Origin of the sequence: Mycobacterium appelbergii, from assembly GCF_032883035.1 — a bacterium.
GTDB classification, from domain to species: domain Bacteria; phylum Actinomycetota; class Actinomycetes; order Mycobacteriales; family Mycobacteriaceae; genus Mycobacterium; species Mycobacterium appelbergii.
Window position 1 is genome coordinate 1 of sequence record NZ_JAMQTH010000001.1, and the last position, 24,313, is coordinate 24,313.

The following is a 24,313-nucleotide window of genomic DNA, read 5'->3' on the forward strand; positions in this document are numbered from 1 at the left end:
ACGCCAAGCCTGCCGCGCTGGTCCGACGCCGAGCCCACCCCTCCAACTCGGCACGTTCAGCGTCGGTCAACACGATCCACGGCAGCCTGAGGACTGGGCACGGCCTAGTTTAACAACTGAGCCGTAATTAATGACTCAGGACACTAGACATCATGGCCAGCCCGTCCGAACCCTCCCCGGATCGCGGGGAGGGTTCGGCTTGTCTCTACAGCGTGACGGTCACCTGTGTGCCGGCACCGGGATGTGAACTGATGTGCATCACACCGCCGGTCGCCTCCACGCGGACCTGCAGCGACGCCAGCCCGATGTGTCCCTCAGCCACCGACCGGGCGACGGTGGCCGGATCGAATCCCGTGCCGTCATCACTCACGGTCAGTACGGTCCGGTCACCTTTGCGATGCAGACCGACCGAGACCGTTTCGGCCCGGGCGTGCTTGTTCACGTTGGCCAGCAGTTCGCGGGCCGCGCGGTACAGCAGTGCCTGAGATTCCGGGTGCCCGACGTCTTCGAGGTCGGCAGTCACGGTGAGCTCTCCGCGGTTCTCGAACTGACGCAACAACTCCCGGACCGCCGGGGTGAGGCCGAGCTGTGCCAGCACCTGCGGATGCAGTGCGGTGACGGTGGAGCGCAGACCGGCCGCCGTCTCCTGTAGGGCCGCGTTCACCCGATCCAGCGCCGGGTCCGGGTTGCGTTCCCTGATCTCGTCGAGATCCAGTCGGGCGGCCAGCAGGGTCTGCAAGGGCCCGTCGTGCAGATGTTCGGCCAACTCGGCGTTACGAACGTCGTCGGCCCTGGTGGACTCCATGACCAGCCGCCGGCGAACCTCCAGCAGCGCCCGTACCCGCGCAGAACGGAGCACCAGCACCAGCGACAGGGCAGTGGTGGCCACCGCAAGCCAGCCCAGAAATCCGACTTGCATGTAGACAACATTGGGTAACCCGACCGTGTCGTCGCGTTTGGAGTACAAGATCCACACCGCGAGGTATCCCAGCGCGGTACTGGTCGCGATGATGGCCGTCAGCGTCGGCCGGTCCTGGAACGCCACGGAGATGGGCAGTAGGAAGAACACCGGCAACAGCGCGGCCGTCGCACCACCCGAAACCGCGCACAGCGCCACCAACACCAGCACATCGACGCCCGTGGACGCCCACTCCACCCACGGCGGCATCGGCCCGCGTAGCACCACCACCAGCCACACCGCCGCTGCGACGGCGTAGATGCCGAGGATCACCGCATAGACAGCGGGCAGCCAGTGGTCCACCTCCCAGACCGACACCAGTACCACGATCAGCCCGATCAGCGGCAGCCTCAAGACCGCAGATACCCGAACAGGTTGCGCTGCAAAGAATTCGACGAACCGCCCAGACACCATGTCAGTCCAGTAGCCGACGGCGCATCGCCTCGGCCACCGCGGAACCACGATCTGATACACCCAGCTTCTCGTAGAGCCGTTGCACATGCGTCTTCACCGTGGACGGCGCCAGGTAGAGCTCCTTGGCCATCGCGGGAATGCTCCGGCCCTTCGAGATCAGATCGAGCACCTCACGTTCGCGCGGGCTCAGCGTGGGAACGTCCGGTTCATTGCGCCGGCGGATTTCACCGGCCAGACCGGCGGCCAGGTTCGGGTCGATGATGTCCCGGCCCTTCGCGCAGGAGATGACCGCATTGACCAATTCACTTCGCGTGGACTCCTTGGACAGGAACCCGGCCGCCCCCTGCTGCAATGCGGTGTAGACGATCGCCGATTCGTCGTGCGCGGACACCAGCAACACCCGGGTGGGGAGTTCGTCACGACTGACGGCGGCAGCCACCTCGGCACCGTCCAATTGCGGCATCCGATAGTCCAGCAGTGCCACCTGAGGTCGATGGGTCCGGATGAGTTCCAGTGCGTCCGCACCGTTGTCGGCCTCGGCCACGACATCGATCTCGCCGCTGGAGATCAGGGCCCGCACCACGCCCTCGCGGAACATCGGGTGGTCGTCGCCCACCACCACCCGCACCTTGTCGACCATGCGGCACAGCATCCCACAGCTGGGCGGACACGGTCGTAGAGTCAGCGATATGCATACCGACGAGCTGCACTGGTTCGTCGTACTCGCCGAGACCGAGCACGTCACCGAAGCTGCCGCCGAACTCCGCATCAGCCAGCCCACTTTGTCCCGCGCGCTCGCCCGGCTCGAAGATCAGTTGGGCACACCGCTGTTCGACCGGGTCAACCGCCGGCTGCGGCTCAACGCCTACGGGGAGATCCTGCTTGAGCACGCTCGTCGGAGCATCGCCGAAATGCGTTCGGCCACAGAGAGAATAGCCGCGCTACGCGACCCTGACACCGGGACGGTCCGGCTGGCGTTCCTGCATTCGCAGGCCAGCTGGTTCGTTCCCGATCTGCTGCGCCGGTTCCGCGTCGAGGCGCCGCGGGTGCAGTTCGACCTGGTCCAGGGTGCCGCACACGAGATCGTCGACCGACTGGCCGGCGGTCAGGTCGATCTCGCGATCACCTCGCCGCGACCGGAGGGGTGTCGCTGGCGTGGGCTCTACATGGAGCGGTTGTGCCTGGCAGTGCCGCGCGACCATCGATTCGCCGGCCGGGCGCGCATCCGCCTGGCCGAGGCCGACGGTGAGCCGTTCGTCGCGCTGGCCCCCGGCTTCGGGCTGCGTCAGCTCACCGACGAGCTGTGCGCCGAAGCCGGGGTCACCCCGCAGATCGTGTTCGAGGCCATGGAGATCCCCACCATGGAAGGACTGGTCGCGGCCGGTTTCGGCGTCGCCGTCGTGCCGGTCCCCCGACGCGAGCGAGCCGAACCAGACGCCGTCTACATCCCGCTGGCCCAGGCCTCCGCCAAACGTCAACTCGGCCTGGCCTGGAGCGGCGACCGGGCGTTGCCTCCCGCGGCGGGACGGTTCGCCGAATTCGTCATACAGAATCCGCATGAAGCTGCGTAAATTCATGCATTGGACACATTGCAGGTAGCTGCTTACCGTCGTAACAGTGACTGCCCCGATGCATGTGTGGCAGGGGCATCCCCGTGGCTCCGCCGAGTATCGACGACTGCTGGCTGCGCTGTTCTGCGCCGGCGTGGCGACGTTCGCCCAGCTGTATTCACCGCAGTCGGTGCTGCCGTTGATCGCTCACGACCTCGGCATCGGTGCGGCCGACGCCGCGCTGGCGGTGTCCACCGCAACCATCGGCCTCGCCGTCGGCGTCATCCCATGGGCGGCACTGGCCGACCGCATCGGCCGCGTCCAGGCGATGACGATATCGGTCACCGCCGCAACAGTTCTCGGCCTGCTCGTACCTTTCGCGCCGACCTATCACCTGTTGTTGGGTGGGCGTTTCCTGGAAGGGCTGGTGGTGGCCGGGGTGCCCGCCGTCGCGGTCGCATATCTGAACGAGGAGATCAACGCCGGGCACGCGGCCCGTGCCGCGGGGACCTACGTCGCGGGCACGACGATCGGGGGTCTGGCCGGCCGGTTGGTCACCGGCCCGGTCGCCGAGTTCGCCGGATGGCGGATCGGCGTGCTGGTGGTCGCGGTGCTCTGCGCGCTCGCTGCGGCGGCCTTCATCAAACTAGCTCCACCGGCCCGCGGCTTCACCCCCGCCCGCAGCCAACGTGACCTGGCGCGACGGCTGCTGGTCAACCTGCGCTCGCCGCGCCAACTCGTGCTCTACAGCCAGGCGTTCCTGCTCATGGGTGGGTTCGTGGCCCTCTACAACTTCCTGGGCTTCCGGCTGATGGCGGCACCGTTTCACCTGCCACAGACGGTGGTCAGCCTGGTGTTCCTGGCGTATCTGGCCGGGACCTGGGCCTCGGCGCGCGCCGGTGCCGAGGCCACCCGGTTCGGCCGCAGGCCGGTCCTGCTGGCGTCCATCGTGACCATGATCGTCGGCGTCGCCCTCACGGTGAGCACCAACATCGTGGCCGTCCTGGTCGGTCTGGTGATCGCCACCGCAGGGTTCTTCGGGGCCCACGCCATCGCATCCGGCTGGGTCGGCAGCCTTGCGCCCGACGGCAGGGCGCAGGCCTCAGCGCTGTACAACCTCTTCTACTACGGCGGATCCAGCGCGATCGGCTGGTTCGGCGGGGTCGCGTTCGACGCCGCCGGCTGGCCCGCGGTGGCGGCCGTGGTCATCGGCCTCGCCGTGGTGGCCGGGCTGCTGGCCTGCACGCTCACCACAACTCGATATCGTGGCCGTACTCCGACTCGGGACGCGGACCGAAATAGCGGCGCTGCGACGCGTCGATCGTGACGTCGTTGATGCTGGCCTCGCGGCGGGCCATCAACCCTTCGCCGGTGAACTCCCACAGTTCGTTGCCGTAGCTGCGGTACCACTGGCCTGCGGCGTCGTGCCATTCGTACTGGAACCGCACCGCCATCCGGTTCTCCCGAAAACCCCACAGGCTCTTGCGCAACACGTAGTCCAGTTCCCGCTCCCACTTGCCGGTCAGGAACGTCACGATCTCCTCGCGCCCGACGATGTGCAGGTCTCGGTTACGCCAGACCGAGTCCGGCGTGTAGGCCAAGCTGACCCGCTGCGGATCGCGGGTGTTCCAGGCGTCCTCGGCCGCCTGCACCTTCTCGATCGCGGTCTCAAGCGTGAACGGCGGAAACGGGGGGCGAGGTTCGGTCATGTCCTGTTTGTACTCGAATTTTTTCGCGTGTCATATCGTGGCGGGCATGGACTTCGCGATGTCGGCCAAAGCGGCTGAATACCACAAGCGGCTCACCGACTTCATGGCCGAACATGTTTTCCCGGCCGAGGCCGCCTACCACGAGTATCGCGAGGAGAAGGGCCCCCGGGACCACACCGTGCCGCCGGTGGTCGAGCAACTCAAGACCAAAGCACGTGAACAGGGACTGTGGAACCTGTTCCTGCCTTCTGAGTCGGGGCTGACCAACCTGGAGTACGCGCCGCTGGCCGAACTGTCGGGGTGGAGCCTGGAGATCGCCCCCGAGGCGCTGAACTGCGCGGCGCCGGATACCGGCAATATGGAGACCCTGCACCTGTTCGCTGACGAGGCCCAGCGTAAGCAGTGGCTGGAGCCGCTGCTGGCCGGTGAGATCCGCAGCGCGTTCGCGATGACCGAGCCGGCCGTGGCGTCCTCGGATGCGCGCAACATCGAAACCACGATGCTGCGTGACGGCGCCGACTACGTCATCAACGGTCGCAAGTGGTGGATCACCGGGGCCGCCGATCCGCGCTGCAAGCTCCTGATCGTGATGGGCCGCACCAATCCCGATGCGGCTTCGCATCAGCAGCAGTCGATGATCCTGGTTCCGGTCGACACCCCGGGGGTCGACATCCAGCGGTCGCTGCCGGTGTTCGGCTGGCAGGACCAGCACGGGCACTGCGAGATCGTGTTCGACAACGTCCGGGTGCCCGCCGAGAACCTGCTCCACGAGGAAGGCAGCGGGTTCGCGATCGCCCAGGCCCGGTTGGGGCCGGGCCGCATCCACCACTGCATGCGGGCGCTCGGTGCCGCCGAGCGGGCCCTGGCGCTGATGGTCGACCGGGTGCAGACCCGCATCGCGTTCGGCAAGCCGCTGGCCGAGCAGGGTGTGGTGCGGGAGTCGATTGCCAAGTCCCGCAACGAGATCGACCAAGCCAGGCTTTTATGCGAAAAAGCCGCCTGGACCATCGACCAGCAGGGCAACAAGGCCGCCCACGTGCTGGTCTCCCAGATCAAGTCGGTTGCCCCACAGATCGCCTGCAACGTCATCGACCGCGCCATCCAGGTGCACGGTGCGGCCGGGGTCAGTGACGACGTCCCGCTGGCCCGGCTGTACTCGTGGCATCGCGCGATGCGACTGTTCGACGGACCCGACGAGGTGCACATGCGCACCATCGCCCGCGCAGAGCTGGGCCGGGAGAAGTCGGTCTTGTCAGCGGCGGTCACGAGCCGATGACCGAAACCAACGGAACCTCGGTGCAACTGCCGGGCGCCTGGAATTTCCGGGATGTGTCGCAGGAGACCGGGATTCGCCCCGGTTTGCTGTACCGCTCCAGTCAGCTGAGCCGGCTCTCCGAGGACGGCCGCGCCATCTTCCGCGGCCTCGGTATCACCGATGTCGCTGACCTCCGGTCACATCAGGAAGTTCAGCGCCAAGGCCCTGGAGATGTTCCCGACGGCGTCGCGGTGCATCTGCTGCCGTTCCACCCTGATGATGCCTCCACCCAGGAGGCCCCGCACGAGAGCACCTTTCAGCGGGTCATGGCCTCCTCCGGCGCAGACAGTGACGTCACCGAATCGGCCAGGCGGTACATGACCGAGGTGTACGAGGAGTTTCCGACGCTGCCGGGTGCCCATACCGCTGTCCGCGAGGTGATTTCACTGCTGGCCGCGCAACGTCCCGTCATCGCGCACTGTTTCGCGGGCAAGGACCGGACCGGCTTCACCGTCGCGACCGTGCTTGAGGCCGTCGGCATCGACCGAGATCGCGTCCTCGCGGATTTCCTGCGTAGCAACGAGGCCATCGCGCCCTTGCGGGAACGCATCATGGAGTCGGTGCGGTCCCGCTCCGACGAGGCACCCGAGGTCGTCCTGTTCGCCGAGGCCCGGCTGACCGACGAGGTGCTCGGGGTCCGCGAGGAATACCTGGCGGCGGCACGGGCCAAGCTGGACGAGGCCTACGGCTCGGTTACCGGCTTCATCGAAGCCGCCGGCGTGACCACCGACGATCTTGCCGCGCTGAACAGGGCCCTGCTCGGGTGATTTCGGCGTGATCGGTTGCGCCCAGCGGAACCGATCACGCCGAAATCGCGCGGCGCACAATGGCGATGACCCGGTCGGGATACTCAGTCAGATCCAGCCAGGTGAACCTGAGCACCTGCCAGCCCATCAACGCGATATCGTTCTGTCGTACCCGATCAGCCTGGAAGTCCGACTGCTTGCTGTGAAAGGCCAGACCGTCGATCTCGATGGCCACGCGAGCATCCGGGAACGCAAAATCCGCTCGATATCCGCCGATGCGACAGTTGGCTTTCCAACCGGTGATACCTGCCTGGCGCATGAGCTTGACGAACAGTCGCTCCGCTTCGGACCGGGCGCCGTCGGCGGCGATCTGCAGTAGCCGGCGCGCCGCAGGCGATCCGTACCTGCCCGTGTTGCGCAGATGGGCACGCCAGAGATCCCGCAACTCGGCCTGCTGTTGCAACGCCGAATCCATCACTGCAGAGCCACCGCCGCGGCGTGCGGCGGCTTCGACCACAGTCAGGGCAAGCCCCGTCACCTGTAGCCCGCGGCGTTCGACCACATCGGCGGCGGCCAGATCGCGACGACGCACGCGCGATCCCGCGTGGGTACGGCCGTTGCTGTTGCGCGGCACCGTCACCTCGACAAGCTCGGGCGCGAACTTGGTCAGGCCGTGCCACCACGCCGCAGCCAGTCCGCTGGCCGCGGCTGAGGTGCCGTAGCTCCAGACCGCGGTCCGAATCCGTGCGCCGTCACCGAAGGGCCGATCGTCGGCGAAATACACCCCCGGTGAGCAGCGTCGCCACTGCCCGGATTCCACCCGGCGGTGAACGGCTGCGCGGCTCAGCCCGGCCCGTCTGGCCTGAGCAAGCGTGACTACGCCGTCATGGCGTCGGAGCAGTTCGTTGAGCACATCCGGTTTGACGCGGCAACCCCGTCACCGGTTCCATTCTCTGTGATTTCGGCGTGATTGGTTCCGCTGAGCGCAACCAATCACGCCGAAATCACAAGTCCGATGACCCAGGCCACCGTCGCCAACAGGGCTCCGGACAGTTCGACGCCCATGGACAGCACCACACCTTTGAGTGCGTGCACTGTCGACGCCCAGGCCCGCACGTGATCGTGCCGGGCGGACAACTCGGCCAGGTAGACCCCCGCAACGAATCCGATCACCAACCCGATCACGGGGATCACGAAGAACCCGATCACCCCGAGCACGCCACCGGCCACAAGACTCCAGGTCCCGACTTCGGCCGCGCGCATGCGCCGCACCGGCCACAGGTACTTGATCACCTCAGTGGCGATGAACAGTGCCGCAGCCACGCCGAGCGTCACCCATGACACCGCGGTGTGCTCGACGATCGCCCACACCGCGATCGCCGCGAAAACCAGCAGCCCGCCCGGCAGGATGGGCACCACGATGCCGATGAGGCCGATCGCAATCGCCAACGCGACGAGGACAACCCCGAGTGTGCTCACGGCTTCTGACCGCGCACCCACTGCATGGTGCCCATGCTCTTGGACCGCACGCGCGTCAGACCCAGCTCTTCGAAACGATCGGCGAGTTCATCCTGGTTGAAGAAGCGTGCGCCGCCTTTCGACAACAGCTTCGCCGGGCCCCGGTCGCTGGCCGTCGGCACCATGATCGCCATGCGACCGCCCGGACGCAGCACCCGCACCATCTCCGACAGCGCCGCCTCGGCGTCGGGAATCAACTGCAGCACCGCGATGGACGTCACGGCGTCGAAGCTGTCGTCGCGGAACGGCAACCGCTGGGCGTCGGCGCGCAGGAACCCGACCTGCCGTCCCGCTTCCGCCTCGACCGCGCGGGCCAGCATCGGCTCCGAGATATCCACGCCCAATGCAATCCCGTCCAGCCCCGCGGCGCGGGCCAGCGCGGCCGTCACATTGCCCGGGCCACTGCCGACGTCGAGCGCGACGCCGCCGGGCGGGATGTTCAGCCACTCGGTGGGTTCCTGCCACGCCGTCATCAGCTTGCGCCCCAGGGACTGGGCTTTGTCGTAGAGCATCGAACCCACCGGGGACGCCCAGACCTTCTGGATGAACCCCGAGTTCTTCGGGGTGTCGCTGCCCGCCCCCAACAGATCGAGATATCCCTTGCTGACATCGGGATCCGCAGGCGGATCGATCAGGAGATCCTGTGCCTTGCGCAATGCCCGACTCGATGCGGTGTCCACCCCTCCACGCTACGCACCGAGTTGGTCTGCGAGGTCGAGAAAATCGGTCGCGATGACGTCGAAATGATCGCGGTCGACATCGTGCGGTGCTCGATCCGGCCCGTACTCCAGTGGTCGGGCCACGTATGCGGTGCCGAGCCCGGCGTCGCGGGCCGCCCGCAGATCGGAGGGATGGGCCGCCACGAGCGTCAGTTCGCCGGGCGAGAGGTCGAGTAGCTCGGCGCAGCCCAGATAGGCCTCACGGTCGGGCTTGTAGTGCCGGAACAGCTCTGCCGAGATCACGCAATCCCACGGCAGCCCGGCGTGTTTGGCCATGTTGGTCAGCAGTGACAGGTTGCCGTTGGACAGCGTCGTGATGACGAAGCGTTGCTTGAGCCGGGTCAGCCCGGCCACCGAATCCGGCCACGGCTCGAGCCGGTGCCAGGCCCGGTTGAGCACGTCGATGTCGTCGTCACCGACTTGGATGCCTGCGTCGTCCAGCAGCGAGACCAGGATCTCGCGGTGCAGGTCGTCGATCCTGGTCCACGGCAGCTCTCCGCGCCGGACCCGGTCCATCGCGGGTGCGTAGCCGGCCCGCCAGTTGTCGGCGAATACCGGCCAGTCCTGCTGCAGCCCACGACTTTCCCCAAAGGCTTTCAGCTCGGCGATGATCGAGGACCGCCAGTCCACGACGGTCCCGAACACGTCGAACGCGAGCGCCTTCACGGCTGGATGTTCTTCACGCGAGCGCTCATCACGGCTCCAGCACCAACTTGCCCCGGACCGCGCCGCCGGCCAGCGCATCCAACGCGGCCACCCCGTCGGAGAGCGGATAGCGCACCGGCGCTGGAGGTCTCAACCCATCGGCCACCAATGTGCCCAGCCCGGCACCGACCTCGGCCTGGGCACCGGGCGTGCGGTTGACGAACTCACCCCAGCCGACACCGACCACGCTGACGTTGCGCAGCAGCAACCGGTTGACCTTCACGGTGGGGATGCCACCTGCGGCGAACCCGATGACCAACAGCCGCCCTTCGGTGGCAAGCACCCGCACGGCATCGTCGAACGCCTCGCCACCGATCGGGTCGACCACCATGTCGACACCACGGCCATCGGTCGCGTCGAGCACCGCCTGACGCCAACCGTCGGTCAGTGGCAGCACCACATCGGCGCCCAGACCCGCCACGAAATCCGCCGCGTCGGGCCGGTGCACCAGCGCCACCACCCGTGCCCCCATGGCCTTGGCGAGTTGGATGGAGGCCGTGCCGATGCCGCCTGCCGAGCCGAGCACCAGCACGGTTTCCCCTGGCACGAGCCCGCCGCGCCGGCTCAGGGCGAAGTACATCGTGTAGTAGTTGCCCAGCAGCGAGGCCGCTGCGCCGTCGTCGAGGCCGTCCGGCGTGGGGATCACGCTCGCGGGAGCGACCGCGACCTGTTCGGCGTAACCGCCCAGCATGGTGAACGCCGACACCCGCTGGCCCGGTGTGAAGCCGGAGCCGGCCGGAGCCGAGCGCACCGTCCCGGCGACCTCCATGCCCGGGATGAACGGTGGTTCCAGCCGCAGCTGGTATTCACCGCGCAGGAGGAGCAGGTCGGGAAAGCAGACGCCGGCGGCGCCGACGTCCACGACCACTGCGTCGGAGGACACCGGGTCCTGCGCATCCACATATCTCAGCCCCGCGGTGCCGGTGAGGGATTGCGCCTGAAGAGCTTTCATCCCAGCTTGAAGCTTGCCTGCTGGGCCGCGGACAGATCGGTGATCTCGCCCCACTTGGCAGCGACGTCGTCCACCGAGGGGACACCTTCGGAGAACGTGATGCCTTCGTTCTGGAACAACGCGGTGCGCTGCACTTTGCCGCCGCCGACGATGAAGATCGAGTCGGTGTCGGGCAGTTCCTCGGTGCACAGGTAGGCCACCACGGGGGCGACGTACTCCGGGGTCAGCTTCTCGAACACCTCGGACGGCAGGATGTCCTGCGTCATGCGGGTCGCCGCGATCGGTGCGACGGCGTTGGTCTTGATGTTGTACTTGGCGCCTTCCTGGGCCAGCGTGTTGATCAGGCCGACGAGTCCCAGCTTGGCGGCGCCGTAGTTGGCCTGACCGAAGTTGCCGAACAGGCCGCTGGTGGAGGTCGCGACGACGACGCGGCCGAAGCTCTGCTCGCGGAAATGCGGCCAGGCGGCGCGGATCACGTTGTAACCGCCGTACAGGTGCACCTTGAGCACGGCGTCCCAATTCTCGTACGTCATCTTGTGGAAGGTGCCGTCGCGCAGGATGCCTGCGTTGCTTACCACTCCGTCGACTTTGCCGAACTCGTCGACCGCGGTCTTGATGATGTTCGCGGCACCCTCGGACTCGGCCACGCTGTCGTAGTTGGCGACGGCGCGGCCGCCTGCTGCCTTGATCTCGTTGACCACCTCGTCGGCCATGTTGTGGCCGGCCCCGGTGCCGTCGCGCGCGCCTCCGAGATCGTTGACGACGACGCTGGCGCCTTCGCGGGCGAGCGTCAGGGCGTATTCGCGGCCCAGACCTCCGCCGGCTCCGGTGACGACGATGACGCGGTCCTGCACTCCTGCCATGGGTGTTCCTCTCTCAAAGGGCCTCAGCTCACGCCGACATTGCTGTCAGTGTCCTTCTTTGTATACGGCGGCGGCCGCGGCGAGGCGTCATCGGGGTCTGGCATTCGCCGCACTGCCGGGTCCGGCGAGGGGTTTCTGCCAACCCGCGATCAATTGCCGCCAACCGGGACAACGCCGGAATGGGTGCCCCTGCTCGTTAGTTGAACGATTCAAGAAAAGGACGCACGCACACCAAGGGGTCACAGAGATGAAGAAGTTCGGAATCGCCACCGGGTTGGCCGGGATCATCGGCAGCGCACTGGCCGCGGCAGTCGTCGGGCTGGCCGCGCCCGCATCGGCCGGCGTCGACCACCACAGCTGGCTGAACCAGGTCACCCAGCGCGCCACCGCTCCGCAGGTCGACACCACGGTGCACCAAAGCCGCTGAGCCGCAGGCGGGCCGAGTGAGGACTGTCACGTCTGACCAGGGCGGAAACACGGAATTAACACCTGGGGACGTTAGTTGAACAAATCAAGAAAACAAGTAAGAAGAGGGAACTGATAATGAAGAAGCTCGGATTCACCGCCGTCATCGCCAGTGGACTGGCCGCCGCAGTCGTCGGCTTGGCCGCACCGGCGTCGGCAGGCGTCGATCACCACACCTGGCTGGATCAGGTCGGCCAGCACGCCACCGCTCCGCAGGTCGACACCACGGTTCATCAGAGCCGCTGACCCGTACAAAAAAGGGGCGCCCCAACCGGGGCGCCCCTTTTTTTGTGTCCGCGCTCAGCGCCGTTCGGCGGTGACGAAAGTGGAGAAAGCGTCGTCGTCGTTGTGCTCCAGCTCGACGTGACGGTCGAGCCGTCGCATCTCGTCGAGGGAGTGCACGCCGTGCGCCTGCCAGCCGTGTGCGTTCAACCACTCGGCGACGTCGGCCCGGTCGGGATCGTCATAGATCAGTTCCTGGATGTCGAGTGCCTGCTCCATGTTGAACTGGGCGGCGAAGCGGGCGAAGCGTTCCCGCATCTCTTCACGGCGTTCGGTCGCAGTCACCCCGGCCGTCTCGGCCGCCACTCGGCTACCCGGCGCGGACAACTCGGTGACGAGTTCGAACAGCCGGTCCTGGGCGTCGGCGGGCAGATACATCAGCAGCCCCTCGGCCAGCCATGCAGTCGGCAGGCTCGGGTCGAAACCAGCTTCCCGCAATGCCTTCGGCCAATCGAAACGCAGGTCCATCGGCACCTCGCGGCGTTGCGCCGCGGGCTGCACGCCGTGCTCGGCCAGCGTCTGCGCCTTGTACTCCAGCACCTTGGGCTGATCGATCTCGAACACCGTGGTGCCTGCCGGCCAATCCAGCCGGTAGGCACGGGAATCCAGCCCCGAGGCGAGAATCACGATCTGACGGATACCGGCCTCCGCCGCCTTGGTGAAGTAGGCGTCGAAGAAGTGGGTGCGCACCGCCTGGTAGCTGCCCATGTGCTCCATGATCGCCGCAGCCTCGGCATCGACGGCTTCGACTTTCTCACTGAACTTGTTGTCCAGCAACGCCTCCCACACGCCGGTGCCCGCGCCCGAAACCAGCAACCTGGCGTACGGATCACGGATCAGCGGATCCTCGCGCTCGGTTTCACCGGCGCGGGCGGCGGCCACCATGACGGCTGTTGAGCCGACGCTCGTGGCGATGTCCCAGGTGTCGTCGTGACTGCGCAGTGAGCTCATCGGGATTCTCCATCCAATCGGGCGCGCAGCAGCACGCTGTCCATGCCGAGTTCGGCCAATTCCGCCTCATCCGCCGGGCGGCCCAACCGGGCCATCTCGTCGATGCTGGGCACGGCCTCCACCTGCCAACCATGCGCGGCCAGCCATTCGCCTGCGTCGGCGCGGTCGTCGGAGGTGTACATGAGGGAATCCACGTCGATATCGAGATCCAGTTGATCACGCAGGTGGGCGCCGCGGGACCGTCGGGCCGCCCGCCGCTCGGGCGTGTAGCGCTGCGGATCCATGTTGAATGCCTCGACGGCGATGTGACTGCCGGGGGCGCTGTGTGTGCCGACCAGCTCGAAGAGCCGGTCCTGGGCGTCGCCGGGCAGGTAGGGCAGCAGACCCTCGGCCAACCAGGCCGTCGGCTGCCCCGGATCGAAACCCGCGTCGATCAGCGCGGCCGGCCAGTCCTCGCGCAGGTCGATCCCCACCGGAACGTGGCGGGCCTTGGCGAGCGCGCCGTGGGCGTCCAGCGTCGCGGTCTTGTAGTGCAGCACCTTGGGCTGGTCGATCTCGAAGACCACGGTGTCGGCGGGCCAGTCGAGCCGGAAGGCGCGCGAATCCAGGCCCGCGGCCAGGATCACCACCTGCCGAATGCCGTCACGGGCCGCGGCGGCGAAATAGTCGTCGAAGTAGTGGGTGCGCACCGCCTGGTAGCTGCGCGCCATTTCGTGGATGCGACGGGCTTCGGTGTCGTCGCCGAGCCACACCGGATCATTACTGGCCAGCTGTGTCCAGGCCGGGCCGGCCGCGGACACCAACAGGTAGGCGTATTCGTCGCGGATCAGCGGATCGGGTTGTGCGGTCTCGGCGGCGCGGGACGCGGCCACCCCGAGGGCCGTCGCACCCACACTCTCGGTGATGTCCCAACTATCCCCGGCAGCCCGAGCCGACTGCGCTTCGCTCAGATCAGTCATTTGCCAGCCAATGCTACCGAATAGCTTAGCCAAGCTATGATTTTGTGCGCTACCTCACGCTCAGTCGCGCAATTGCCAGAGCTTATTGGCCATCAGCAGCTCAAACTTGTCCACGATGACGCCGAGTTCGTCGCGGTCGCCGACATAGCCGGCGTAGAAGCCCATCCCCCACATCACCGCGACCAACATCTCGACGATCGCGGGGATGTCGGTATCGGTGCTCAGCTCGCCACAGGTCACGGCTTCGTTGACGGCCCATTGGACGAACTCGCGGGAGTTCCGCAGCGCGTCGTGCTCTTCGGAGATCAAATCGGGATGCCGTTGGGATTCCAGCACGGAGGTGACCAGGAACGCCGATGCCGATCGGTCCGTCGACTCTGCATCCATCGCCGCGGCAAAAAACGCCGACAGCCGGCCCGGCAATGTCGAAACTTCCCGAGCCCTGGCGATCCCGCCCGCAATCACGGTGGTATTCGTCAGTTCGACCACTTCGCGGTACAACAGCCGCTTACTGCCGAAGTAGTGGTTGATTGCCGGACGGGTCAGGTCGGCGCGGACTGCAATGGCCTGGAAGGTGGCAGCGTCATAGCCGAGTTCGCTGAACACCTCTCGGGCGGCATGTAGGATGCGCTCGCGCGTCTCTGCTGCCTTAGCTGCAGGTGGACGACCCGGCCCTCGGCTCGCAATGTACGCCACAGTCAAATTGTGCCACACATCACCTCACACGCCTGACGACGCTTCGTGAGGGCGGTGTGCGCGCGCAATTGTCAGCAAAGGCAGGGTTGACCAACGAACTAGGGTGACGTTGATGGCAGGCGTCGTTTCCAGGGAGTTGTACTTCGACACCGGTCTGGATGTGCTCTCCGATTCGGGTTACGGCGGTCTCAAACTCGCCGAGGTGTGCAACCGGCTGGGAGTCACGACTGGCTCCTTCTACCACTACTTTCCCAACTGGTCCTCCTACACCAGGGAACTGGTGGAGCACTGGCGTCAGGCACGCACCCTTCGAGTGGTCGAGGCGGTACGCGACGACCCGGACCCGCACCGGCGCATCGACACCCTCATCGCCGAAGCCCTGGCACTGCCGCACGGCGCCGAGGCCGCGATCCGGGTGTGGAGTTCGCTGAATCCCGACGTTTTCACCGTCCAGGCCGTGGTGGACCAGCTGCGGTTCGATGTCATGTACGAGTCGGCCCGCGAAATCATCGGCGATGACCGCAACGCCCGCTACTTCGCGGCGTGGGCGGTGTACCTAATCGTCGGCTATGAGCAGAGCACGTTGCCCCGTGACGCCGATGCACTCCAATGGATTTCCATCCAGATGCGCGACGCGCTGGAGTCCGGGCGGTTCAGTCCGACGCCCGGGGACCACTGACCCGGCTAGCATCGGCAGTCATGCTGACCCCGGTTGAGCTGTGGCACCGGGCAGCAGATCGGCTGCGTGATCGCGACCCCGAACACGACGCCCTGCGCCGCGCCGCGCGGGCGGCCATCGTGCTACCGATCGCCGCGGCAATCGGTTTCGCCGTCGGGGCAGGTTCGCAGACACCACTGTTCAGCATCTTCGGCGCGGTCTCGCTGCTGATCACCGCCGACTTCCCGGGCAACCGGCCTGCCCGCGCTCTGGCCTACGGCGGACTGGCCTTCAACGGTGCCGTGCTGATCGTCCTGGGCACCTTGATCGCCCCGCACGTGTGGTTGAGCGTGCTGTCGATGTTCGTCATCGGCGTGGTGGTCTCGTTCTCGGGTGTGCTCAGCGAGATCGTGGCCGCGGGTCAACGGGCCACGCTGCTGCTGTTCGTGCTGCCGCTGTGCACGCCCGTCGGCCCGATCTCCGAGCGGCTCCTGGGCTGGGCGATCGCGCTGGTGGTCTGCGTCCCGGCAGCGTTGTTCCTCTTTCCACCCCGCCACCACAGCGAACTGCGCCGCAACGCCGCGCATGTCTGCAGGATGCTGGCCGACCGACTGGAGGGCACAGCATCGGGGCGTGACGTGAACCGCGCGATGAACGCGCTGTACGAGAGCTTCCTCGGCGTCGACTACCGGCCTGTCGCGCTGACCGCGGGCAGCCGCGCGCTGGTGCGGGTGGTCGACGACCTTGGCTGGCTGTCGGACCGGATCGACGACGACACCGGCGAGCGGCTCGGCGCGATGCGCGACCCGGCGGTGCGGGTGCTGCGCGACTGTGCGGCGGTACTGCGGATCCGCGACGTCGCCGCGCGCACGGTTCGGGGCGTCGACCTGCAGGAAGCTCTCCGCGAGCAACGGTCGGTGGCCCAAGGCTCCTACCGCGAGGACATCGTCGAGATCCTCGGCGAAACCGACGACGAGGCCGCTGTGACGATCGGCCGCACGTTGTTGGAACGTCGCACGATCTCCGCCACCATCGCCGTGACGGGACGGGTCATCGGCAATGCCGCACTGGCCGACGCGCGCCCGGTCTGGGCCCGGGTGCTCGGGCGCCGGCTGCCCAAGACCGGTGCCGCCGACTGGGTGATGCCCGAGACGGTGGCGGTCGCGGCGATCGCCGGCGGGTTCCTTGCCACCAGGGCCGTGGTGCTGCGCAACAGCCTGCGAACCGGGCTGGGTCTGGCGCTGGCCGTGATGGTCACCCATATGTTTCCCGTGGAACATGGGTTCTGGGTGGTGCTCGGCGCGATGTCGGTGCTGCGCAGCAGCGCGCTGACCACCGGGACACGGGTGGTGCGTGCCGTCGCCGGCACCGCGCTGGGATTTGTGTTGGGCGCCTTGCTGATTGAGCTGGTGGGTGTGGATCCGGTGGTGCTCTGGATCCTGCTGCCGGTGGTGGCGTTCGGTTCGGCATACGTGCCGGAGGTGGGTTCGTTCATCGCCGGGCAGGCCGCGTTCACGATGATGGTGCTGATCAACTTCAACCTGATCGTGCCCACGGGGTGGCGCGTCGGGCTGATCCGCATCGAGGACGTCGTGGTCGGCGCCATTGTGGGCATCGTGGTCTCGGTGCTGTTGTGGCCGCGGGGTGCCACGGCGTCGGTGTCCAAGGCGATCGACCGGGCCCGGCTGGCCGGTGCCGAATTCCTGCAGGCGTCGGTGCTCCGGGTGACGCGCGGCGCATCCGAGTCCGCAACAGACCGTGTGATCGCGTTGAGTCACACCGGCCTACGGGCCACTCGCCTGCTGGATGATGCGGTGCGTCAATACCTTTCGGAGAACGGTGGGCCGACGGATCTGCGCGCGCCCGTCGTGCGCGCCGCGAACCGGGCGATCCGGGTGCGGGCCGCCGCAGAGTTGATCACCGACGTGGTGCCGCCACCGCTGGGGGTGTACGAGATGACCCGCGAGGTGATCGAAACGCACGCGGCCGCGATCTGCGCACGGCTACGCGGTGCGGACACCACCTCGACACTGTCGCCGATCGGGGAGACGTTCGTGCAGGCCTTACGTGCCGAGACCGACGGTGCGGGGCTGGCGGTGTCGGCGGCCCTGCCGCTGGTGACCGTGGCCGCCAATCTCGGCGAGCTGGAGTTGCTCTATCCCCAGCCCGCCGAGGCGGTGCGTTAGCCCGTCAGCCCGTCAGTCCAGCGGCCGGTGCGGCATCAACGCGCCCGGCGGGATGGCGCCGAACTTGCCCGCGGTGTAATCGTCGAGCGCCTGGACCAACTCGGCCTTCGAGTTCATCACGAACGGTCCGTAGTGGAACACGGGCTCACGAATCGGCTTGCCGCCCAGGATGAGAACCTCCAGTGCCGGCCGGTTCGAATCCTGCGTGCCCTCGGCGGCCACGGTGATGCGGTCGCCCGGGCCGAACACCGCAAGCTGCCCCTGCTGGATCGGATGCGCCACCGGCCCGACGCTGCCGCGCCCGGACAGCACGTACACCAGCGCGTTGAAGTCACGCTTCCACGGCAGGTTCAGCCGAGCACCCGGTTCAATTGTGGCGTGCGCCAAGGTGATCGGCGTGTAGGTGTCCCCCGGCCCGTGCTGCCCGCCGACGTCGCCGGCGATGATGCGGACCAGGGCGCCGCCATCCTCGGAGGACAGCAGCTTGACCTCGTTGCCCTCGATCGACTGGTAGCGCGGCGTCGCGAACTTGTCCTTCTTTGGCAGGTTCACCCACAGCTGGATGCCGTGGAACGTGCCGCCACTCTCGACGAGTTCGGCAGGCGGGGTTTCGATGTGCAGGATGCCGGATCCGGCGGTCATCCACTGGGTGGCGCCGTCGGTGATCAGCCCGCCGCCACCGTGAGAGTCCTGGTGGGCGAACCGGCCGTCGATCATGTAGGTCACGGTTTCGAAGCCGCGGTGCGGGTGCCAGTCGGTACCCCGGGGTTCACCGGGCTGGTATTCGATCTCACCCATCTGATCCATGTGCACGAACGGGTCGAGGTCGGCGGCACTGACCCCAGCGAATGCGCGGACGACGGGAAACCCCTCCCCCTCGTAACCGCGCGGCCCGGTGGTGATCGAACGGACGGGCCGTTCGGTGTCCTGGGCGTGCGCCGCCTCGATGCGGGGCAAGGTCAACGTGTCTGCAGTGATGGCTGGCATCGGTACCTCCTCGGGTATCTGAACTGATACCCATATAACCGGACCGCGGTCCGATTATTCCTGAGGGTTCCCCTTTCCCCGCGAGCAGACAGTTCGGTACCCCAATTTGCGTGTTTTCGAGTACCGCAGCGTCTGCTCGCCGTTAGGACAGGAGCGCCGCAGCAGCCGCCCGGGCCTCTTCGGCGGTGGCGGTCGCCAAGACCGCGTCTGCCGCGTCGCGGCACTGCTGCAGCCTCACCTGTGCCAGTTGGGCACCCACGCCGGGGACCGCGGCGCCTGCCGCCGACAGTGACGTCACCCCGAGCCCCACCAGCACGCACGCCAGCAGCGGATCCGCCGCGGCCTCACCACACACCCCCACGGGCTTGCCTGCCGCCGCGCCTGCTCGCGTCGCCGTCGCGACCAGCGCCAGCACCGCGGGTTGCCACGGATCGGTCAGACCGGCCAGCTCGGCCGACATGCGGTCGGCGGCCATCGTGTACTGCGCCAGGTCGTTGGTGCCGATCGACAGGAATTCGACGTGCTCGAGGATCTTGTCCGCGAGCAGCGCCGCGGCGGGCACCTCGATCATCACGCCGGGGGTCAGTCCGTACGCTCTGGCCCGCGTCGCGAAGGACTCCGCCTCGGCCGCCGTGGCGATCATCGGGGCCATCACCCAGTCACCACCGGCGGCGGCGATGGCCTCCAGCTGCCGCTCCAGAATGCCGGGATTGCCTGCTGCAATTCGGATGCCGCGCACGCCGAGGGCCGGGTTGGCCTCCTCGGGGTGCCCGACGAACTTGAGCGGCTTGTCCGACCCCGCGTCGAGTGTGCGGATCACTACCTTGGCTCCGTCGAAGGCGTCGAGCACCTCACGGTAGATCTGCGCCTGCTCGTCGACCGTGGGTTCGGTATCGCGGTTGAGGAAGCACAGTTCGGTGCGGAAGAGTCCGACGCCTTCGGCCGGGGTCTGGCGCGCGGCCCGGGCGGCCGCACCGTCCTGCACGTTGACCAGGATCGCGACGGCATGCCCGTCGGCGGTGGCACCCGGCCCGGTCCACTGCCGGGCCAGCGCCGCGCTCTGCGCTGCGGCCGCGACCGCCGCGGCGGCCTGTGCCGGGTCGGGGTCGACGGTGACGGTTCCCCTGGTGCCGTCGAGCAGCACCAGGGTGTCCGCGTCGACGGCGTCAAGTCCGCCGACGGCGACCACACACGGTATGCCGAGCTGCCGGGCAATGATCGCGGTGTGACTGGTCGGCCCACCCAGCGTGGTGGCCAGCCCCACCACCAGCGTCGGGTCCAGGCCCGCGGTGTCGGCCGGGGCCAGATCCTCGGCGCACAGCACCGAGGGCACGTCCGGTAGCGGCACGCCCGGCTCGGGCAGCCCGGACAGCTCTGCCACCACGCGGTCGCGGATATCCCGCAGGTCGGTGACCCGTTCGGCCATCAACCCGCCGAGCTGAGTGAACAGGTCGACGAACTGCTCGACCGCCTCGGTCACCGCACGCACCGCGGGCGCTCCCGCGGTGATGCGCTTCTCCGCCGCGCCGAGCCAGGCGCGGTCTTGGGCGAGGGTCGCGGTGGCGGCCAGTACTTCCGAGGCGGCCCCGGTGGCGTGCGCGGCGCGGTCCCGCAGCCGGGTGGCGACGGCCGCCGCGGCGGCGGTGAAGCGGGCGGACTCGGCGGGCCGATCCGCCTCCGCGACCTCGTGGGCCGGTGCGTCGAGCGCAGGAAGCCGGCCGGGCCGGATCACCGGGGCGTACTGCACGCCCGAGACGACCGGGACGCCGCGCAGGACGGTCAGTGAAGTAACCGGAGTTGAGCTGCTCATGTGAGCTAGATTACTAGAAACTATTGACAAGTCAACACACTCAAGCGTAAAACAACACATATCAACATTTGATATGCGGTATATCCCACATAAACGGAGGGCCATGTACGCCGAGGAGCGTCAGAACGCCATCGCCGCGCTGGTGATGAGCAAGGGCCGTGCCTCGGTCGCGGAGCTGGCGCAAACCTACGACGTCACCACCGAGACCGTCCGACGTGACCTGGCGACGCTCGACAGGGCCGGGGTGCTACGCCGCGTCCACGGCGGCGCCGTGCCTGCGCGAACGCTGCACCTGGTGGAGCCCGGCGTCGGCGAACGGGAGACCACCCGCGCCGAACAGAAAGACGCCATCGCCACCGCCGCCGTCGACTTCTTCCCGCTCAGCGGGGCCAGCGTGCTCCTGGATGCGGGCACGACGACGGCCCGCATCGCCGCCCAGCTACCGACCGACCGCGACCTGACCGTGGTGACGAACTCTGTGCCGGTCGCCGGCCGTCTTGCCTGCATGCCGACGGTCACCCTGCAGCTGTTGGGCGGGCGGGTTCGCGGCTTGACGCAGGCGACCGTCGGCGAGCAGGCGCTGCGGGTACTGGACGACCTGCGGGTGGATATCGCCTTCATCGGCACCAACGGCATCAGCGCACGCCACGGCCTGTCCACTCCGGACGCAGACGAGGCAGCGGTCAAACGCGCCATGGTGCGGGCTGCTAATTTCGTTGTGGTCGCGGCCGATTCGTCGAAGGTGGGCCGGGAGGACCTCGTCAGCTTCGCCCCGATCGGCAGTGTCGACGCACTGATCACCGACGCCGAGATCAGTACCGCCGACCGCCGGGAACTCACCGACCTCGGTGTCGAGGTCGTGATCGCATGATCGTCACCGTCACCCCCAACCCGAGCCTCGACCGCACCGTCACGCTCTCCTCGCCGCTGACGCGCGGCGCGGTGCAGCGGGTCGATTCGGTCACCGTCGAGCCGGGTGGCAAGGGCATCAACGTGGCCCGCGCACTGACACTCGCCCACGTGGACGCGCTGGCCGTCCTGCCGTGCGCCGACGACGATCCGCTGCTGAGCGCACTCAGCGCCCGCGCCGTACCGTTCCGGGGAGTGCCCATCGCCGAGCCCGTCCGCACCAATCTGGCGATCACCGAATCCGACGGCACCACAACCAAACTCAACGAACGCGGGGCAAGGCTCGACGCCGCGGCGCTCGACGCGCTCACCCGCTGTGTGCTGGCCACCGCGCAGCACGCAGCCTGGGTGGTGCTGTCCGGTTCGCTGCCGCCCGGCGTTCCCGACGACTGGTACGCCGAACTGGTCGCGCTGCTGGCCCCGATGACGTGCCGGGTAGCCGTCGACACCTCCGAAGCACCGTTGGCGGCGTTGGCGGCGGCGTTCGACGTGGCCGCTCCTGACCTGATCAAGCCCAACGCCGAGGAACTCGCCGGCCTGGTCGACGGCTCCGCGGCCGAGCTGGAAGATGCTGTCGCCCAGGGTGATCCGTCGCCCGTGGTAGCGGCGGCCGGGCACCTCGTCGACCGCGGGGTCGGCACGGTGCTGGCCACCCTCGGCGCGGCAGGGGCGGTGCTGGTGAACAGCACCGGCGCCTGGCTGGCCACCCCGCCGCCGATCGCGCCGCGCAGTACTGTGGGCGCCGGCGACGCGTCGCTGGCCGGTTATCTTCGTGCGGCCGTAGGCGGTGCCGAACCGCCACGCTGCCTGCGGATGGCCGTCGGCTACGGCAGTGCCGCCGCGGCGCTACCGGGCTCGGCACTACCGTCCCCGGAACAACTCGACCTCGACGCCGTGCCCGTCATCCCGCTTATCCCCACCAACCCGGAAGTACTGCAATGACTCAACCGATCATCACGCCCGGCCTGGTCCTGCTCGATGTCGATGCCGGCGGAGACAAAGAAGCCGTGATCACGCGGTTGGCCGGGGCGCTCGCCGCGGGCGGGCGCGCCACCGACACCGAGGGGTTGATCGGCGCCGCGATGGCCCGTGAAGCACAGTCTGCCACCGGGTTGCCCGGCGGTATCGCGATCCCGCACTGCCGCTCCCCCTTCGTCGACACCCCGACGATCGGCTTCGCCCGGCTGTCGCCCGGGGTGGATTTCGGCGCGCCCGACGGCCCGGCCGATCTGGCGTTCCTGATCGCCGCACCGGAATCCGGTGGGGCCGAACACATGAAGTTGCTGTCCAGCCTGGCCCGGGCCCTGGTGCGCAAGGATTTCGTCGAATCGCTGCGCGGCGCGACCAGTGCCGACGAGGTGGTGACGCTGGTCGACGGCGTCGTCAACCCGGCGCCTGCCGCTGCCGCACCTGCGTCTGCACCTACGTCTCCGGAGCCCGCGCCGGAGCCCCCGAAAACGGTGTCGGTTGTGGCAATCACCTCCTGCCCCACCGGCATTGCCCACACGTATATGGCGGCCGATGCCCTCAAACTGGCCGCCGATCGGGCCGGGGTGAGCTTCAACGTCGAAACCCAGGGATCCTCGGGCAGCACCCCGCTATCGGCGGAGACGATCGCCGCGGCCGACGCCGTCATCTTCGCCACCGACGTCGGCGTCAAGGACAGGCAGCGCTTCGCCGGTAAACCCGTCATCGCCTCCGGGGTGAAACGCGCCATCAACGAACCCGACCAGATGGTCGCCGAAGCCGTCACCGCCGCAACCGATCCCGGTGCCGCGCGGGTCTCGGGAACTGCGGATGCCGGGACCCCCACGGCGGCCGGTGATGTCGGCTGGGGCACCCGGCTGCGGCAGATCCTGTTGACCGGTGTGAGCTACATGATTCCGTTCGTCGCCGCCGGCGGCCTGCTGATCGCACTGGGGTTCCTGTTCGCCGGCTACGACATCGCCAACAAGCCGGCCGGCGCCACTCAATCTCTCGGCAACATCATCGCCAGCACCAACTCTCTGGCGAACCTGCCCAGCGGCGGTTTCGTCCAATACCTCGGGGCGGTGTTGTACACCCTCGGCGGTTTGGCGTTCGGGTTCCTGGTCCCCGCGCTGGCCGGCTACATCGCGTTCGCCATCGCCGACCGTCCCGGCATCGCACCCGGCTTCACCGCCGGCGCCGTCGCCGTGTTCGTCGGCGGCGGGTTCATCGGCGGCATCGTCGGCGGCCTGATCGCCGGGTTCGCGGCACTGTGGATCAGCCGGATTCCCGTCGCGCAGTGGGCCCGCGGGCTGATGCCGGTGGTCATCATCCCGCTGTGCGCGTCGCTGATCGTCGGCATTCTGATGTTCTTCCTGCTCGGCCGGCCGCTGGCGGCCATCACCGACGGCCTCACCAACTGGCTCAGCGGCATGAGCGGGGCGTCGGTGATCCTGCTGGGGATCATCCTGGGCCTGATGATGTGCTTCGACCTGGGCGGGCCGGTCAACAAGGCCGCCTATGCCTTCGCCGTCGCCGGCCTCAACGTCTCCGACCCCGCCTCGCTGCGGATCATGGCCGCGGTGATGGCCGCCGGGATGGTGCCGCCGCTGGCGATGGCGTTGGCGACGTTGCTGCGGCCCAAGCTGTTCAGCCAGCCCGAACGGGAGAACGGGCGCGCCGCCTGGCTGCTGGGCGCCTCGTTCATCTCCGAAGGCGCGATCCCGTTCGCGGCGGCCGACCCGCTGCGGGTGATCCCGTCGATGATGTTCGGCGGGGCCATCACCGGGGCGCTCACCATGGCTTTCGACGTCACACTCAAGGCGCCCCACGGCGGCATCTTCGTGTTCTTCGCGATCGGCAATCTGCTGTGGTTCGTGGTGGCGCTGGTCGCCGGGACCGTGGCCGGTGCGCTGGCCGTCGTCGCCGCCAAGCAGTTGCGCACACCTACCGTCACCGCGCCGGATGCCCCGGCGCTGGCCACCACCTGAGGAG

Annotated in this window: 25 protein-coding genes; 11 read left to right on the forward strand and 14 right to left on the reverse strand. The window is 67.9% G+C overall.

Annotation, left to right across the window (positions count from 1 at the left end):
- Positions 1–205: 205 nt before the first annotated feature.
- Together M1247_RS00005 and M1247_RS00010 are read right to left on the reverse strand one after the other, a co-directional pair.
- Positions 206–1,372, reverse strand: coding sequence for a sensor histidine kinase (locus M1247_RS00005; protein WP_317154208.1), 1,167 nt, complete (start codon positions 1,370–1,372; stop codon positions 206–208).
- 1 nt (position 1,373) lies between these two features.
- Positions 1,374–2,012 (reverse strand): response regulator, encoded by a 639-nt coding sequence (locus M1247_RS00010; RefSeq protein ID WP_317154209.1) that lies wholly within the window; start codon positions 2,010–2,012, stop codon positions 1,374–1,376.
- Positions 2,013–2,061: 49 nt separating this feature from the next.
- Between M1247_RS00010 and M1247_RS00015 the strand changes: the two genes are divergently transcribed.
- The gene (locus tag M1247_RS00015) at positions 2,062–2,943 is read left to right on the forward strand and encodes a LysR family transcriptional regulator (protein ID WP_317154210.1); all 882 of its coding nucleotides are present in this window, start codon (positions 2,062–2,064) and stop codon (positions 2,941–2,943) included.
- Positions 2,944–3,001: 58 nt separating this feature from the next.
- Positions 3,002–4,249, forward strand: a complete 1,248-nt coding sequence (locus M1247_RS00020) for an MFS transporter (protein WP_317154984.1) — start codon at positions 3,002–3,004, stop codon at positions 4,247–4,249.
- Here M1247_RS00020 and M1247_RS00025 read toward each other — a convergent pair.
- Entirely contained in the window at positions 4,170–4,631 is a 462-nt protein-coding gene (locus M1247_RS00025; protein WP_317154211.1) for a nuclear transport factor 2 family protein, read from the reverse strand. The genes M1247_RS00020 and M1247_RS00025 overlap by 80 nt on opposite strands.
- A 46-nt stretch (positions 4,632–4,677) precedes the next feature.
- Here M1247_RS00025 and M1247_RS00030 point away from each other — a divergent pair, with 46 nt between their 5' ends.
- Both M1247_RS00030 and M1247_RS00035 read left to right on the forward strand, forming a co-directional pair.
- On the forward strand, positions 4,678–5,907 hold the full coding sequence (locus M1247_RS00030; RefSeq protein ID WP_458695179.1) for an acyl-CoA dehydrogenase family protein: 1,230 nt from the start codon (positions 4,678–4,680) through the stop codon (positions 5,905–5,907).
- Positions 5,904–6,713, forward strand: coding sequence for a tyrosine-protein phosphatase (locus tag M1247_RS00035; RefSeq protein ID WP_317154212.1), 810 nt, complete (start codon positions 5,904–5,906; stop codon positions 6,711–6,713). Before M1247_RS00030 ends, M1247_RS00035 begins: the two co-directional genes overlap by 4 nt.
- A 34-nt stretch (positions 6,714–6,747) precedes the next feature.
- Here the strand turns inward: M1247_RS00035 and M1247_RS00040 are convergent, their stop codons facing one another.
- The 6 genes from M1247_RS00040 to M1247_RS00065 all read right to left on the reverse strand — a co-directional run bounded on the left by M1247_RS00040 (position 6,748) and on the right by M1247_RS00065 (position 11,449).
- On the reverse strand, positions 6,748–7,605 hold the full coding sequence (locus M1247_RS00040; protein WP_317154213.1) for a PDDEXK-like endonuclease domain-containing protein: 858 nt from the start codon (positions 7,603–7,605) through the stop codon (positions 6,748–6,750).
- Positions 7,606–7,685: 80 nt separating this feature from the next.
- A complete protein-coding gene (locus M1247_RS00045) occupies positions 7,686–8,171 on the reverse strand; it encodes a DUF456 domain-containing protein (RefSeq protein ID WP_317154214.1) in 486 nt (161 codons plus the stop codon).
- A complete protein-coding gene (locus M1247_RS00050) occupies positions 8,168–8,890 on the reverse strand; it encodes a class I SAM-dependent methyltransferase (RefSeq protein WP_317154215.1) in 723 nt (240 codons plus the stop codon). The genes M1247_RS00045 and M1247_RS00050 overlap by 4 nt, the downstream gene beginning before the upstream one ends.
- A 9-nt stretch (positions 8,891–8,899) precedes the next feature.
- Positions 8,900–9,595: a haloacid dehalogenase type II gene (locus tag M1247_RS00055; protein ID WP_317154216.1), complete on the reverse strand. Its 696-nt coding sequence runs from the start codon at positions 9,593–9,595 to the stop codon at positions 8,900–8,902.
- A gap of 28 nt (positions 9,596–9,623) precedes the next feature.
- Complete coding sequence (locus tag M1247_RS00060; protein ID WP_317154217.1) at positions 9,624–10,586, reverse strand: NADPH:quinone oxidoreductase family protein; 963 nt, start codon at positions 10,584–10,586, stop codon at positions 9,624–9,626.
- Complete coding sequence (locus tag M1247_RS00065) at positions 10,583–11,449, reverse strand: SDR family oxidoreductase (protein ID WP_317154218.1); 867 nt, start codon at positions 11,447–11,449, stop codon at positions 10,583–10,585. Before M1247_RS00065 ends, M1247_RS00060 begins: the two co-directional genes overlap by 4 nt.
- 247 nt (positions 11,450–11,696) lie before the next feature.
- Here M1247_RS00065 and M1247_RS00070 point away from each other — a divergent pair, with 247 nt between their 5' ends.
- Positions 11,697–11,876, forward strand: a complete 180-nt coding sequence (locus tag M1247_RS00070) for a hypothetical protein (RefSeq protein ID WP_317154219.1) — start codon at positions 11,697–11,699, stop codon at positions 11,874–11,876.
- A 116-nt stretch (positions 11,877–11,992) separates the two neighbouring features.
- Positions 11,993–12,160 carry a hypothetical protein gene (locus M1247_RS00075; protein ID WP_317154220.1) on the forward strand — a complete coding sequence of 56 codons (168 nt, stop codon included), beginning with the start codon at positions 11,993–11,995 and terminating at the stop codon, positions 12,158–12,160.
- Between the two features lie 54 nt (positions 12,161–12,214).
- On the opposite strand, the gene M1247_RS00080 is transcribed toward M1247_RS00075, so the two are convergent.
- Genes M1247_RS00080 through M1247_RS00090 form a run of 3 tightly spaced genes read right to left on the reverse strand, consistent with a single transcriptional unit; the run spans position 12,215 to position 14,802 of the window.
- Positions 12,215–13,147: a class I SAM-dependent methyltransferase gene (locus tag M1247_RS00080; protein ID WP_317154221.1), complete on the reverse strand. Its 933-nt coding sequence runs from the start codon at positions 13,145–13,147 to the stop codon at positions 12,215–12,217.
- Positions 13,144–14,106, reverse strand: a complete 963-nt coding sequence (locus tag M1247_RS00085) for a class I SAM-dependent methyltransferase (protein ID WP_317154222.1) — start codon at positions 14,104–14,106, stop codon at positions 13,144–13,146. Before M1247_RS00085 ends, M1247_RS00080 begins: the two co-directional genes overlap by 4 nt.
- A gap of 60 nt (positions 14,107–14,166) precedes the next feature.
- Positions 14,167–14,802: a TetR/AcrR family transcriptional regulator gene (locus tag M1247_RS00090; protein WP_317154223.1), complete on the reverse strand. Its 636-nt coding sequence runs from the start codon at positions 14,800–14,802 to the stop codon at positions 14,167–14,169.
- A 112-nt stretch (positions 14,803–14,914) separates the two neighbouring features.
- Between M1247_RS00090 and M1247_RS00095 the strand changes: the two genes are divergently transcribed.
- Positions 14,915–15,481: a TetR/AcrR family transcriptional regulator gene (locus tag M1247_RS00095; RefSeq protein ID WP_317154224.1), complete on the forward strand. Its 567-nt coding sequence runs from the start codon at positions 14,915–14,917 to the stop codon at positions 15,479–15,481.
- Between the two features lie 20 nt (positions 15,482–15,501).
- A complete protein-coding gene (locus M1247_RS00100) occupies positions 15,502–17,646 on the forward strand; it encodes an FUSC family protein (protein WP_317154225.1) in 2,145 nt (714 codons plus the stop codon).
- A 12-nt stretch (positions 17,647–17,658) separates the two neighbouring features.
- Here the strand turns inward: M1247_RS00100 and M1247_RS00105 are convergent, their stop codons facing one another.
- Both M1247_RS00105 and M1247_RS00110 read right to left on the reverse strand, forming a co-directional pair.
- Positions 17,659–18,633 carry a pirin family protein gene (locus M1247_RS00105; RefSeq protein ID WP_317154226.1) on the reverse strand — a complete coding sequence of 325 codons (975 nt, stop codon included), beginning with the start codon at positions 18,631–18,633 and terminating at the stop codon, positions 17,659–17,661.
- Positions 18,634–18,775: 142 nt separating this feature from the next.
- Entirely contained in the window at positions 18,776–20,443 is a 1,668-nt protein-coding gene (locus M1247_RS00110; protein ID WP_317154227.1) for a phosphoenolpyruvate--protein phosphotransferase, read from the reverse strand.
- 103 nt (positions 20,444–20,546) lie between these two features.
- On the opposite strand from M1247_RS00110, the gene M1247_RS00115 reads away from it, so the two are divergent.
- The 3 genes from M1247_RS00115 to M1247_RS00125 are packed head-to-tail and all read left to right on the forward strand — an operon-like array spanning position 20,547 to position 24,309.
- On the forward strand, positions 20,547–21,314 hold the full coding sequence (locus M1247_RS00115) for a DeoR/GlpR family DNA-binding transcription regulator (RefSeq protein ID WP_317154228.1): 768 nt from the start codon (positions 20,547–20,549) through the stop codon (positions 21,312–21,314).
- On the forward strand, positions 21,311–22,294 hold the full coding sequence (locus tag M1247_RS00120; protein WP_317154229.1) for a 1-phosphofructokinase family hexose kinase: 984 nt from the start codon (positions 21,311–21,313) through the stop codon (positions 22,292–22,294). Before M1247_RS00115 ends, M1247_RS00120 begins: the two co-directional genes overlap by 4 nt.
- The gene (locus M1247_RS00125; RefSeq protein WP_317154230.1) at positions 22,291–24,309 is read left to right on the forward strand and encodes a PTS fructose transporter subunit IIABC; all 2,019 of its coding nucleotides are present in this window, start codon (positions 22,291–22,293) and stop codon (positions 24,307–24,309) included. Before M1247_RS00120 ends, M1247_RS00125 begins: the two co-directional genes overlap by 4 nt.
- Positions 24,310–24,313: the final 4 nt, after the last annotated feature.